The sequence below is a fragment of the Micromonospora tulbaghiae genome, assembly GCF_900091605.1.
Classification (GTDB): Bacteria; Actinomycetota; Actinomycetes; order Mycobacteriales; family Micromonosporaceae; genus Micromonospora; species Micromonospora tulbaghiae.
On the sequence record NZ_FMCQ01000004.1, the window covers coordinates 23,189 to 35,486 of the forward strand.

At 73.7% G+C, this 12,298-nt stretch carries 13 protein-coding genes; 2 read left to right on the forward strand and 11 right to left on the reverse strand.

Features of this window, described 5'->3' with window-relative positions:
* Positions 1-4: 4 nt before the first annotated feature.
* The 8 genes from GA0070562_RS12880 to GA0070562_RS12915 all read right to left on the reverse strand — a co-directional run bounded on the left by GA0070562_RS12880 (position 5) and on the right by GA0070562_RS12915 (position 8,320).
* Complete coding sequence (locus GA0070562_RS12880) at positions 5-484, reverse strand: GNAT family N-acetyltransferase (RefSeq protein ID WP_091420336.1); 480 nt, start codon at positions 482-484, stop codon at positions 5-7.
* A 57-nt stretch (positions 485-541) separates the two neighbouring features.
* On the reverse strand, positions 542-1,150 hold the full coding sequence (locus GA0070562_RS12885) for a GTP-binding protein (protein WP_091420339.1): 609 nt from the start codon (positions 1,148-1,150) through the stop codon (positions 542-544).
* Complete coding sequence (locus GA0070562_RS12890) at positions 1,131-1,520, reverse strand: DUF742 domain-containing protein (protein WP_013287416.1); 390 nt, start codon at positions 1,518-1,520, stop codon at positions 1,131-1,133. Before GA0070562_RS12890 ends, GA0070562_RS12885 begins: the two co-directional genes overlap by 20 nt.
* The gene (locus GA0070562_RS12895; RefSeq protein ID WP_091420341.1) at positions 1,517-1,942 is read right to left on the reverse strand and encodes a roadblock/LC7 domain-containing protein; all 426 of its coding nucleotides are present in this window, start codon (positions 1,940-1,942) and stop codon (positions 1,517-1,519) included. Before GA0070562_RS12895 ends, GA0070562_RS12890 begins: the two co-directional genes overlap by 4 nt.
* Before the next feature lie 66 nt (positions 1,943-2,008).
* Positions 2,009-4,471 (reverse strand): sensor histidine kinase, encoded by a 2,463-nt coding sequence (locus GA0070562_RS12900; protein WP_091420343.1) that lies wholly within the window; start codon positions 4,469-4,471, stop codon positions 2,009-2,011.
* Positions 4,472-4,551: 80 nt separating this feature from the next.
* Entirely contained in the window at positions 4,552-6,111 is a 1,560-nt protein-coding gene (locus tag GA0070562_RS12905) for a prenyltransferase/squalene oxidase repeat-containing protein (protein ID WP_091420345.1), read from the reverse strand.
* The gene (locus GA0070562_RS12910; RefSeq protein WP_091420347.1) at positions 6,108-6,983 is read right to left on the reverse strand and encodes a terpene synthase family protein; all 876 of its coding nucleotides are present in this window, start codon (positions 6,981-6,983) and stop codon (positions 6,108-6,110) included. Before GA0070562_RS12910 ends, GA0070562_RS12905 begins: the two co-directional genes overlap by 4 nt.
* The gene (locus GA0070562_RS12915; protein ID WP_175438747.1) at positions 6,980-8,320 is read right to left on the reverse strand and encodes a cytochrome P450; all 1,341 of its coding nucleotides are present in this window, start codon (positions 8,318-8,320) and stop codon (positions 6,980-6,982) included. The genes GA0070562_RS12910 and GA0070562_RS12915 overlap by 4 nt, the downstream gene beginning before the upstream one ends.
* 312 nt (positions 8,321-8,632) lie before the next feature.
* Here GA0070562_RS12915 and GA0070562_RS12920 point away from each other — a divergent pair, with 312 nt between their 5' ends.
* Entirely contained in the window at positions 8,633-8,881 is a 249-nt protein-coding gene (locus tag GA0070562_RS12920; protein ID WP_091420352.1) for a DUF2630 family protein, read from the forward strand.
* A gap of 51 nt (positions 8,882-8,932) precedes the next feature.
* Here GA0070562_RS12920 and GA0070562_RS12925 read toward each other — a convergent pair whose 3' ends face one another.
* The 3 genes from GA0070562_RS12925 to GA0070562_RS12935 form a co-directional block, all read right to left on the reverse strand.
* Complete coding sequence (locus tag GA0070562_RS12925; RefSeq protein ID WP_091420355.1) at positions 8,933-9,862, reverse strand: serine protein kinase RIO; 930 nt, start codon at positions 9,860-9,862, stop codon at positions 8,933-8,935.
* A 206-nt stretch (positions 9,863-10,068) separates the two neighbouring features.
* Positions 10,069-10,713 carry an HAD family hydrolase gene (locus GA0070562_RS12930; protein ID WP_091420357.1) on the reverse strand — a complete coding sequence of 215 codons (645 nt, stop codon included), beginning with the start codon at positions 10,711-10,713 and terminating at the stop codon, positions 10,069-10,071.
* A gap of 59 nt (positions 10,714-10,772) precedes the next feature.
* Positions 10,773-11,618 carry a carbon-nitrogen hydrolase family protein gene (locus GA0070562_RS12935; RefSeq protein WP_091420360.1) on the reverse strand — a complete coding sequence of 282 codons (846 nt, stop codon included), beginning with the start codon at positions 11,616-11,618 and terminating at the stop codon, positions 10,773-10,775.
* A gap of 104 nt (positions 11,619-11,722) precedes the next feature.
* Here GA0070562_RS12935 and GA0070562_RS12940 point away from each other — a divergent pair, with 104 nt between their 5' ends.
* Positions 11,723-12,295 carry a TetR/AcrR family transcriptional regulator gene (locus tag GA0070562_RS12940; RefSeq protein WP_013287426.1) on the forward strand — a complete coding sequence of 191 codons (573 nt, stop codon included), beginning with the start codon at positions 11,723-11,725 and terminating at the stop codon, positions 12,293-12,295.
* Positions 12,296-12,298 lie beyond the last annotated feature (3 nt).

Below are 12,298 nucleotides of genomic sequence, written 5' to 3' on the forward strand. Positions count from 1 at the left end.
GGCCCTACGACAGGTCCTTGCGCATCTGCTGGGTGACCACCCGGTAGCCGGAGGTCTCGTACAGCTTGCGCGCCGTCTCGTTGGCGCCGAAGACGTTCAGCTCGAGCGCCTGGGCGCCGTGCTCCCGGGCCGCCCGCTCCCCCGCCGCGAGCAGCGCCCGCCCCAGGCCCCGGCCCCGGTGCCCGGCGGCCACCTCGATGTCGTAGAGGAACGCGCAGCCGGCGAGCCCACGCGGATGGGTGAGGCCGATCCACAGGCGCCCTACCGGCGAGCCGTCGGCCAGCACGCCGAGCAGGAAGAGCATGCCGGGCGTCGCCATGCCCTCCGGCAGGAAGGCGGCACTTTCCTGCCGGGCCCGGTCGAGCGCCTCCTCCGGAGTCCAGTTGCCGGCGGCCACGTGCTCCTGCGCGTAGCCGGCGGCGAGTTCGTCCTGCCAGCGATCGAACTCCTCCGCCGACATCGCCCGCGCGCTCACCTCGGTCATGGCGCCCAGACTGCCATGGTCGACCGGCTCGCGCCGCCCCGCCGACGGCGCCGCGGATCAGTCCTCGGCGGCGCGGCGGCGCGCCTCCCGCAGCTTCATGGCGTGCTCCAGCAGCGTGATCAGCACCTCCTTGGCCGACTCCCGCTCGCGCGCGTCGCACAGCACCACGGGTACGTCCGGGTCCAGGTCGAGCGCGGCCTGCACCTCGTCGAGGCGGAACTGCTTGGCGCCCTCGAAGCAGTTCACCGCCACCACGAAGGGCGTGCCGCGTCCCTCGAAGTAGTCGATCGACGGGAAGCAGTCGGCGAGCCGGCGGGTGTCCGCGAGCACCACCGCACCGAGCGCGCCCAGCGCCAGCTCGTCCCAGACGAACCAGAACCGGTCCTGCCCGGGGGTGCCGAACAGGTAGAGCACCAGGTCGTCGCTGATGGTGATGCGGCCGAAGTCCATCGCCACCGTGGTGGTCGACTTCTCCTCGATGCCGGACAGGTCGTCGATGCCGATCCCGGTCTCGGTCAGCACCTCCTCGGTGCGCAGCGGCCGGGTCTCGCTGACCGCGCCGACCATCGTGGTCTTGCCGACGCCGAACCCGCCCGCGATCAGGATCTTGATCGCGGTGGGCAGCGGTGCGGCGCCCGCCGGCCGCTCAGAGCGCCCGTAGTCCATTGATTACCGCCTCGAAAACGTGCTCGTCGGGAAGGCCGGCGGTGGTCGCGCGCGGCTCGCGTACCTGTACCAGGCTGCGGGCGGCCAGGTCTCCGAGGAGTACCCGGACCGTGCCCACCGGCAGGTCGAGATGGGCGGCGATCTCGGCCACGGAGAGGATCCGCTGGCAGAGGCCGACGATCGCCACGTGCTCCGGGCCGAGCCCGGACTCCGACCCGACATCCGTGCGGGTCGAGGTGACCAGCGAGATCAGGTCGAACGTACCGGTGACCGGGCGTGCCCGGCCTCCGGTCACCGCGTACGGGCGCACCACCGGGCCGGCGTGGTCGTCCACCCACTCCTGCTCCGCGGAGTCCCCCCGGCCGGTCATCGTGCCGTGTTCTCGCCGAGGGGCTGTTCCCGGGTCGGTGACGCGACGAACCGGCCGACCCGGGTGACGAGCATGGCCATCTCGTACGCGATCAGGCCGACGTCCGCGTCCTCCGAGGCCAGCACCGCCAGGCAGGCGTTACGCCCGGCCGCGGTGACGAACAGGAAGGAGGACTGCATCTCGATGATGGTCTGCTGTACGTGTCCGCCACCGAACCGCTTGCCCGCGCCGCGGGCCAGGCTCTGGATGCCCGCCGCCATGGCCGCCAGGTGCTCGCCGTCGTCCCGGCTCAATCCGCGGGACGAGGCCATCAACAGTCCGTCGGTGGAGAGCGCCACGGCGTGCTCCGCCTGCTTGACCCGGCCGACCAGGTCATCCAGCAGCCACGTCAGATCCGCGCTCGAAGCCGTCTTCTGCGCCACTCGTCGTCCTCATCTTCCCGGCTGGTGTGCCGTCAACATCCGGTTTCCGTCGCGTCGACGTCCCGGTCAGGTAACCTGCTCGTCCGCGTCGGCCGGCCCGCCGCCGGACCCCTGCGCTCCGCCGAGCAGGCGCGCGGCATCGGTACGGCCGCGTCGCGTACCGCTCTGGTAGGAGCTCATCATCCGGCGCACCTGCTCCGGTGCACGCGCCGTGTCGTCGTCGGCGGCGTCGTCGTCCGCCCCGGTCTGGTCGTGCCGCAGCTCCGGCACGAGGCTGGCCTGGCGTACCCGGACCGGCAGTCCCGCGTCGGTGACCGTCTCCGGCTCCGTCGCCGGCGACGCCTCTGCTTCTTCCGTCGTGGCGGCAGGCCGACGCTCCACCACTGTCAGCTCCGTGGTGGGCGCCGCCACCGCGGGCTGCCGCTTGCGGGTACGCGCGGGCAGCCCGGAGGGGGTCAGCCGGGGCGCCCGCGTCACCGGCTCCGGCGGGGCGGACTCGGCCGGCTGGTCCGGTTCGGCGCCGCCGTCCGGGCCGGACGGGGTCGCCGGCCCGTCGCCGTCGCCGTCCGGCGTGCTCCGCGCCGGATCCGGTGCGGGCGCCGCCGGCAGGGCCGTCCCGGGGGCGGGCAGGGCGTCGGACGCGTCGGCGCCGTCGGCGGTGATCAGTTCCCGCGGGATCAGCACCACCGCCGTCGTCCCGCCGTACGCGGACTCCTTGAGCTGCACCTTGACGCCGTGCCGCTCGGTGAGCCGGCTGACCACGAACAGGCCGAGCCGGGCGGCGTCGGCCAGGTTCAGCTCGGACCGGTCGACGATGCGCGCGTTGGCGGCGGCCAGCTCGTCGGCGCTCATGCCGAGGCCGCGGTCCTCGATCTCGATGGCGAAGCCGTTGGCCACGAGCTGACCGCGGACCTCCACTATGGTCTGCGGCGGCGAGAAGGAGAGTCCGTTCTCGATCAGCTCGGCCAGCAGGTGGATCACGTCACCCACGGCGCGGCCGGTGAGCGACACCTCGCCGAGCGGGCGCACGGTGACCCGGGTGTAGTCCTCGACCTCGGCGACCGCGCCGCGGACCACGTCGACCATGGGAACGTTGCGCCGCCAGGCCCGGCCCGGCGTCGAGCCGGAGAGCACGATCAGGTTCTCCGCGTTGCGCCGCATCCGGGTGGCCAGGTGGTCGACCCGGAACAGGTCCTCCAGCTCCTCGGCGTCGTGTTCCCGCCGTTCCATCGCGTCCAGCAGCGTGAGCTGCCGGTGCACGAGCGCCTGGGTGCGCCGGGCCAGGCTGAGGAACACGTCGCGTACGCTTCGGCGCAGTTCGGCCTGCTCGACGGCGGTACGGACGGCGGTCTCCTGGACGACGTTGAACGCCTTGCCCACCTGGCCGATCTCGTCGTCGCCGAACTGCAACGGTGGCGCCTCGCGGGCGACGTCCACCTCCTCGCCGCGGCCCAGCCGTTCCACCACGCTCGGCAGGCGTTCGTGCGCCAGCTTGAAGGCGGCCTCGCGCAGCCGTTCGAGCTGGCGGACGAGCGCACGTGTCGTGGTGATCGAGACGACCACGGAGGCGATGACGGCGATCAGGCCGAGACCGGCGGCGAGCACCAGCCGCACGATGACGCCGATCGCGACCGGCATGGCCCGGGACACGATGTCCTCACCACCGGCGAGGATCACCTCGCGCAGGTCGGCCATCGCCTTCTCGGCGGCGGCCTGCCACGCCGCGGTGGTCACCGGCGGGCGCACCTCGGCGCCCTTGGCCGCGAGCACCTGGTCCTGGAGCGTGCGGAGCTGCTGGAACGCGTCGCCCTGGACCATCCGGTCGAAGCGGGCGCGGTCGCTCGGGGCGAGTTCCCGGGCGGTGCGGTCGGCGAGGAACCACTGCGCGCCGACCAGGCGGGCGAAAGCGGTCTGCTCGCCGACGGTGATCCGGTTGGCCGCGATCGCGCCGGTGAGCAGCGCGTCCTGTTGGGACAGCAGCTCCCGGGACCGGTTGAGGTCGATGAGCGCGGCGGTGTCCTGGGCGATCTCGTCGTCGTCGAGGCCGCCGAGGGCGTCGAAGACCGCGAAGATCCCGTCGACCGCCTCGTCGTACGCGATCAGCGTGGTGGTCCGGTCGATGGTCTTACGGCTGACGTCGGCGCGTACCTGGCCGAGCTGGTTCAGCTCGATCTTCAGCTCGTCGAGCCGGCTCATCAGTTCTTCGCTGGCCGGGATCTCGGTGCGCCAGTCCCGCACCGAGCGCCACAGCGCGCCGGCGGTCTCGTCGGTACGCGCCCGCTGGGCCTCCAGTTCCTGCAGCCGGCCCGGGTCGGACTCGCCGAGGTAGCGCAGCGACAGCCGGCGCTCGGCCTGCAGCTCCTGCAGCAGCGGGTCGCTCGGTTCGAAGACGCGCGCGTTGAGCGTCTGCACGCCGAGCAGGTTGAATCCGTCCCGTACGGTCACCCACGCGGCGAACGCCCAGAGCGCGGTCAGCGACGCCAGCAGCGCGATGATCTTCGTACGGAGATTCGTACTGCGGGAACCCATCACACCGTCCTGGCCCGGTCTTCGGTCGGTCCGAAATCCGATCGACTCCGGCGCACGCTAGCAGCCGTCGTGAACCTCATTCAAGCGATCCTGATCATGGTAGGTGCGACCCTGGTCCGGGTCGCCCGGGCGCGGCCGGAGGCCGCCAGCACCGCGGCCCGCACGATCCGCGTCGGGCGGTAGAGGTCCTTGTCGTGCCATAGTGCCGGTTCGGCGTCGCATCCGTCCAGCTCGGACAGTCGACGGCGGCCCCGCGCCAGCGCCGACGTGATCCGGGCGTCGCCGGGCCGGCCCGCGTCGGCCAGGGCGAGCACCGCGTACGCGGTCTCCTCGGCGGTGCCGTCCCACCGTCCCCAGGAGCCGTCCGGGCGCTGCGTGTCCAGCAACCAGGCCACTCCCCGCTCGACCGCGGCGCGCGCCGCGCCGTCCGGGGCGTGGTCGGCCAGCGCCAGCAGCACCGCGTAGGTGGCGTAGTACGGCGAGGCGTGCCAGCGGTCCTCCCACCGCCCGTCCGGCTCCTGCCGGTCCAGCAGCCACTCGGTGACCCGGCGCCGGGCGCCGGTGACGCCGGGCGCGCTCGGTTGCTCGCCGAGCGCGTCGAGCACGTGCGCGTTCGTGGTCAGCGACGCCCCGTCCTCCCCCGGCCAGGTGCAGAAGTGCGCTCCGGTGTCGAACCCGGCCAGCGGCGCGACGCCCGGCGCGCGGCCCAGCCGGGCCAGCGCGTAGAGCGTGACCGCTGTGGTGTCGGCGTCGGCGGGCAGGCCGGGCGCGGTGGCCGCGCCGGACGGTCCGGCCGCGGCGCGCAGCTCGGTCAGCACCGGCTCGGGCGCGCCGACCGGCACGCCGGCCCGGACCAGGATGCCGAGCACCCAGGCGCGTTCGAAGACGGTGATCGGGCTCGCGCAGGGCACCGGACCGGGCCGGGCGACAGCGTTCAGGTAGTCGAGCGCGGGTCCGGGCTCCGGCCCGCCCAGCCAGGCGGCGGTCGCGGCGGGTGAGGCGCCGACCGCGCCGCTGGCCGAGGGACGCACCCCGGGCGCGCGGTACGCCAGCTGGCCCGCCACCTCCAGCGCGTGCGTCAGCTTCTCCGGTACGGGTCCTCCGGTGGCGAGCAGTCCGCGTACCCGGGTCAGCCGGGCCGGGTCGAGACCGGCCGGCAGCGGCAGGCGGGGCCGGCCGGCCCACTCGGCCAGGCCGGGTGGCGGACCGGACGGCCCGTCGAGGTGCCGGTCCACCGCCGTCAGCAGCGCCGGCACGATCAGGTCGGTGGCCGGCAGGTCCGGCGGGGCGCCGGCACGCAGCGCGTCGGCCAGGTACGCCAGTCCCCGGCGCGCGGCGGCTGCGGGCGCGGCGGCCGGTCCGTCGCGGTGCAGCACGGTCAACAGCGCCTCGACCGCGCTCAGCGTCGGCACCAGGGCGTACCCGGCGGGGCCACCCCAGCCGCCGTCCGGACGCTGCCGGTCAAGCAGCCAGGCCACGCGCCGGTCGTGGCCGTCGAGCCAGGGCGCGAGCGCGACCAGCCGCCCGGTCTCGTAGACCGACGGCGACGTCTGTCCCTCCGGTTCGCCACCGAGCGCGGTGATCAGGTCGTGCGCGGTACCGGACCGGGTGGCGGGCACCGGTCGGGCGGTGAGCGTCACCGCACGCCCCAGAAGTCGGTGTTCCGGTAGAAGCCGGTGGTGAAGCCGAGCTGCCGGGACAGGAAGTCGGCCTCCCGGGGCACCTCGCCGGCCAGCTTCGCCAGCAGGACGCGGCAGTGGTCGACCTGCTCGACGAAACGCCGTTCGACCTCGGCCGGGTCGTTCACCAGCAGCAGCGCGTTGAGGTCGCCGGACTCGGCGTCGCGGCGGTGGGTGCCGAGGTCGTTGACCAGGCGCAGGGCCCGCTGGACCTCGTCGCTGACCTCGACGAGCCGTGCCAGCGTGGCCGCGTCGGACACCGATCCGGTGTGGATCCAGTGCGCCACGTTCACCACTGTCGCGGCGAGGTTGTCGGCGTTTGCGAGGTAGTCGGCGAGCGTGGGGCGGCCGGTACGCCGCCAGTCCCACTCGCGGGCCATCGCGCCGAGCATGCGTGCCATCGTGTCGCGCCAGTGGCCGCGCAGTACCGGGTAGGCGGGCGCGGCGGCGACGTCGTCGCGCAGCTCGGCGAGGAACCGGCCCAGCGGGTCGCCGGACTCGCTGCCGTCGAGCACGTCCAGGCAGACGCCGGTGATGCGGTCGACCTCGGCCCGGCTGGTCGCCTGGTGGTCGACCAGCCAGTCCACCGCGAAGCCCCAGAGCACCGCGCGGTTGGTCACGGCCAGCTCGGCGGCACTGTGCCAGGGGGCGCTGAACGCCATCGCCTGCGCGATGCTGCTGAACAGCGTCGCGTCGAACGGGTCGCCGGGGAACAACTCGGGGTGCGCAGCGGCGGCCCTGCGCAGGCCGCGCTGGCCCTGTGCGGCGAGCGCGCAGACCCGGCCCTGCTCCGCGGCGACGGCAAGCGGATCGGGTGTCGGCCCGTCGGTCATGCCCGCTCCGCCCGCCCGGCGGCGGCGACAAGCGTCAGCTCGACCCGCTCGCGCGGCCGCAGCGCCGCAGCCAGCCGCAACCCGGGTACGCCGGGGCGGTGCAGCCGGAACCGGTAGCGGCTGAGCATGGTGGCGAGGATGAGCTGGGCCTCCAGGTAGAACAGGTACATGCCGAGGCACTGGTGCGGCCCGCCGCCGAACGGGAAGTGGGCGTACCGGTGCCGGGCGCGGACCCGCTCGGGGCGGAACCTCTCCGGGTCGAACTCGTCCGGGCGGTCCCAGAACTGCCGCATCCGCTGGGTGATCAGCGGGCTGACCGCCATCGTGGCGCCGGGCTCGATCGGCACGCCGTCGATGACGTCCCCGGCAACCGCGCGGCGCGGGATGATCCACCCGATCGGGTAGAGCCGCAGCAGCTCGTCCAGCACCATCCGGGTGTAGGTGAGCCGGCTCAGGTGCTCGCGGCGTACCGGCTCGCCGCCGACCACCTCGTCGATCTCGGCGTAGAGCCGCTCGGCCACCTCGGGGTGCTGGTCCAGATGCGGCCACGCCCAGGTCAGCACGTTGATGGTGGTTTCCGTGGTGGCGGCGAACATCGCCACCGTGTCGTTGCGGACCTGCCGCTCGTCGAGTTGCCGCCCGTCGTCGGTGCGGGCCTGCCAGAGCGTCGAGATGACGTCGTCGCCCTGGTCGGCGGACTCCCGCGTCTCGCGGACCACCGGCACCAGCACGTCGTCGACGATGCGTACGGCGCGGGCGAACGTGCGGTCGCCGGGCATCGGCAGGGACAGCGGCGCGAACGGCACGATGATCCGGGGGATGACGGCGGTGGCGATCCGGTCCTGCGCCTCGATCACGCGCATCGCGTCCGGCACCGAGATCCGGTCGGCGAAGAGCACCTTCATGATCGCCCGGCTGACGATGCGCGCCTGCTCCACGCCGATGTCGACCGGCTGCCCGGCGCGGGCCGGCTCGTCCAGTTCCCCGACGGCGTCGCGGATCGCGTCGGCCATGCCGTCGACGAGCGCGTCGACCCGCTTGGCGGTGAACATCGGCTGGAGCATCCGCCGGCTGGCCGACCAGATCTGCCCCTCGCCGAGGATCCCCTCGCCGAACAGCCGCTTGACCGGGCGCCAGAACAGCCCGTCACCGGCCCGTTCGTAGTTGTCCGCCCGGTCACGCAGGACGTGCTGCACGTGCCTGGGGTGGGTGACCAGGTACGGCCGGAACGAGCCGAGGTTGAGCCGGACCAGTTCGCCTTCGGTACGGTTACCGATGTCGATGAGTGCCCGGGCGGGGTCGCGGAGCGCCGCCGGCAGGATCTGCCGCAGCGGCACGGTTCGGGGTCGGCCGGTGGGCCTCGATGTGTCCGCTGGTTCGGGCACCTGAACGCTCCCTCGGTTGACTCAGGGTCGCGACTCCGTATCGACCCGTGACGTTGCCCGCGAGCATGCCATCCTGAGCCGCAGATCAAAAGGCAGCTCGGAGGATATTTCACGTAACAACAATCCCTATGTCGAGATTGGAGCCCGTGGGATATGCGTCACTGACGTACACAGTGGCCGTTGCGGAGCGCGAGCGACGCTCACCTATCCGCGGACGGCGGCAGAACGCGGGCGCGGACCCGTCCGCTGTGCCAAGCTTCGGGCATGGACGACAAGACCATCCTCAGCCGGATCTCGGAACTCGTCGACGAGGAGCACCGGCTGCGCTCCGACGCGCAGCAGCACGAGGCCGCCACCGACGACGAGGCGCGGGAGCGGCTGCGCGCGCTGGAGGAGTCCCTGGACCAGTGCTGGGACCTGCTGCGCCGCCGCCGGGCCGCCCGCCAGGCGCACGGCGACCCGGACGCCCAGGGCGAGCGTCCGGTGCCGGAGGTCGAGCGCTACCTCCAGTGACCCGGACCGGACCTGCGTCCCGGGCGGTCTCCCGCCCGGGACGCCGGTCGGTCAGCGGATGCCCGCCTCCCGCAGCAGCGCCTCGGTCAGCGCCGCCGGATCGGTCACCGTCGCCGGCATCCCGCGGACGGTGAACCAGGCGGCCACCACCCGCACGTCGCGGGCCAGGAAGTCGGCCCCCTGCGGGTTGGCCACCACGTCGACCACCTGCGGCAGGTCGATCATCACCAGCCGGCCCGCGTGCACCAGGAGGTTGTACGGGGACAGGTCGCCGTGTGCGTACCCGGCCCGGGCGAGCACTGTGAGCGCCTCCACGAGCTGGTCCCACAGGTCGCGCAGCTCGTCGTCGTCGGGCCGGACCTGGGCCAGCCGCGGCGCGGCCTCCCCCGCCTCGGCGTCGCCGACGAACTCCAGCATCAACTCGGTGCCGAGCAGCTGCACCGGATAGGGCACCGCGATCCGCCCGGAGGCGGCCCCGATCTCCCAGAGCTGGGACAACGCGGCGAACTCGGCCGCCGCCCACTGCCCGGCGATCATCTGCCGGCCGAACGCGGTGCGGCCGGTCATCGCCCGCATCTCCCGGGACCGGCGTACCCGGCGGCCCTCCAGGTAACCGGCGTCGCGGTGGAAGAGCCGGTGCTGGGCGTCGCGGTAACGCTTCACCGCGAGCAGGCAACCGCGGTCGGTGCCCGGCACGGCGCGGCGGACCAGGTGGACGTCCGCCTCCTTGCCGGTCTTGAGCACCCCGAGCTCGGTGTCCCGGGCGGCCAGTTCGGTGACCAGCCAGTCCGGGTGCGGCTCGGGGCCGTGGACGGCCTGGTCCCAGGAGGACCAGGCGTCCTCCGCCTCGGGCTCGGCGTCCGGGTCGGTGCGGGTCGGCGGGGTGTGCCGCCCCCGCTTCAGGAAGTCGGGTTCGTCGTCGTCGAAGCGGCTCTTGCCGCGGCCACGGCGCTGCGGCGCCGGGAAGTCGTGATCGCGCACGGGTGGATCTGTCCTTCGATCGAGGCTGGTGGAGGCAGGTGGAACGACCCTGCGAAGACGGCCATGACCGACCTCCTCTCCTCGACCGGGCACACCCCGGCTGCGCACTCGCGCGGCACCATGCTCGTACCCCGCCCGGGGCAGGTCAACGGATTTTCCGGGCGGTCGCCGCGTCGCCACCTTGTCGCTGCGCCGCCGTCGCGCGGTCAGCCGGCCAGTACGGCCGCGACGGCCGCGATCAGCCCGTCCTCGATGCGGGTGGGCGCGAACCGCGGGTCGGACCAGCGGCGTCCCCGGTGCAGCCAGACGCTGGGCAGGCCCACCGCTGTCGCGCCGCCGATGTCCGCCTCCGGGCTGTCGCCGACCACCCACGCGCCGCGCAGCGGCATCCGGGCCCGCTGGGCGGCGAGCGCGAAGATCCTCGGGTTGGGCTTGCTGACGCCCGCCTCCTCGGAGATCACCCAGTCGGCGACGTAGCGGTCGAGGCCGGTTTTGCGGATCTTGGCGTCCTGTTGACGGGACGCGCCGTTGGTGACCACCACCGGCACCCAGCCGGCGTCGGCCGCGATCCGCAGCGCGCAGGCCACCAGCGGGTCGAGCCGCATGTGGGACACCACCCCGTCGTGCAGCTCGTCGACCAGGTCGATCGAGGGGATGCGCAGCGCGTACCGGTCGCGGATCGCATCCGCCACGTCCCACCTGTTGGTCAGCCCGTCCGCGTCCACGGACACCAACCAGTCGAGGTCGGCCGGCGGCGCGCCGATGCCGTCCAGGAAACGTTCTCCCCAGGCGCGGAACGGCCCGTCGCGGTCCAGCAGGGTGTTGTCCAGATCGAGCAGGAGCAACGGCACCTGGGCACCCTACGGGACGGGCCGGAGCACCGACAGGGCCGAGGGCCCCGCCACGGCGATCAGGCGACGAGGACGGCGCGATCCGCCCCGGCGTCGAGCGGACGGTCCAGCAGCATCGTCTGCGCCGCGCGGGTGGCGGCCAGCGCGTCCGGGTCCAGCGTGGCCACCAGCACGTCCTCGCCGGTGTCGGCGCCCCGGGTCAGCGGCCGGCCCTCCGGGTCGTACACCGCCGCGGCGCCGTTGAAGCGCCAGGGATCGGTGCCGCCGACCGAGTTGGCGAAAACCACGTACATCGTGTTGTCCAGCGCCCGGGCGGCGTAGTAGAGATCGCGGCGGTGCGCCGAGCCGGCCAGGTAGCCACCCGGGCAGAGGTAGCCGTGCGCGCCGTCGCCGGCGGCGGCCCGCGCGTGCTCCGGGAAGCAGCCGTCGTAGCAGACGCCCAGTCCCAGCCGCCACGTGTCGACCACGAGCGTGGCGCCCCGGCGTCCGGCGTCGAACAGCTCCCGCTCGCCGCTCCAGAGCTGCTGCTTGTCGTACGCGGCGGTGACCGTGCCGGCCGGATCCACGACGAGCAGGGAGATGGTGCGACGCCGGTCGGGGTGGCGGACGGCGGCGCCGATCACCACGGCGGCGCCCGCCTCGACGGCGGCGGAGCGCAGCGGGTCCAGCCGGGTGTCGGTCACCCGGCCGTCGGCGTCGGCGGCCACGTCGGTGGCGTCCGGATCGGCGCCGAGCGTCGGCGGGTGGTACGCCGGCAGGAACAGCTCGGGCAGCACCACGACGCGGGCGCCCTCGGCCCGGGCGACGAGGCGGGCCGCGGCACCGGCGTTGCCGGCGACGTCGCCGGGGGCGGGCTGGGCCTGGACGGCGGCGACGGTGAGCGGGCGCGCGGGAAGGGCGGTCACGCGCCGATCCTAACCACCCGACGGCGGCAGATGATCATCCGGAATCGCATCTCAAGCCGTACGTACGGTTTGCATCGGCCGGTTCCACCTGCAACGATCCGTTCGTGCCCAGAGTAAGTCAGGACCAGCTCGACGCGCGCCGGCAGGAGATCCTCGCGGCGGCGCGGGCGTGTTTCGCCCGGCACGGCTACGAGGGCGCCACCGTGCGGCGGCTGGAGGAGGCCACCGGCCTGTCCCGTGGCGCGATCTTCCACCACTTCCGGGACAAGGACTCCCTCTTCCTCGCCGTGGCCGAGGACGACGCCGCCGCCATGGTGGAGACGGTGGCCCGCAACGGTCTCGTGCAGGTGATGCGCGACCTGCTGGCCCGGGCCGTCTCGCCGGACACCACCGGCTGGCTCGGCAGTCAGCTGGAGGTGTCCCGCCGGCTGCGCACCGACCCCGCCTTCGCCAAGCGCTGGGCGGAGCGTTCCGAGGCCATCGCCGGGGCCACCCGGGAGCGCCTGCTGCGCCAGCGCGAAGCCGGCGTGCTCCGCGACGACGTACCGATCGACGTGCTGGCCCAGTTCCTGGAGCTGGCCTACGACGGGCTGGTGCTGCACCTGGCGATGGGCCGGCCCGCCGGCGACCTGGCCCGGGTGCTCGACCTGGTCGAGGAGGCCGTCCGCCGGCACTGAACC

Excerpts from the sequence above, each read along its gene's own strand:
- GA0070562_RS12880 (WP_091420336.1), bottom strand. The coding sequence starts at position 484 with ATGACCGAGGTGAGCGCGCGGGCGATGTCGGCGGAGGAGTTCGATCGC.
- GA0070562_RS12885 (WP_091420339.1), bottom strand. The coding sequence starts at position 1,150 with ATGGACTACGGGCGCTCTGAGCGGCCGGCGGGCGCCGCACCGCTGCCC.
- GA0070562_RS12890 (WP_013287416.1), bottom strand. The coding sequence starts at position 1,520 with ATGACCGGCCGGGGGGACTCCGCGGAGCAGGAGTGGGTGGACGACCAC.
- GA0070562_RS12900 (WP_091420343.1), bottom strand. The coding sequence starts at position 4,471 with ATGGGTTCCCGCAGTACGAATCTCCGTACGAAGATCATCGCGCTGCTG.
- GA0070562_RS12910 (WP_091420347.1), bottom strand. The coding sequence starts at position 6,983 with ATGACCGACGGGCCGACACCCGATCCGCTTGCCGTCGCCGCGGAGCAG.
- GA0070562_RS12920 (WP_091420352.1), top strand. The coding sequence starts at position 8,633 with ATGGACGACAAGACCATCCTCAGCCGGATCTCGGAACTCGTCGACGAG.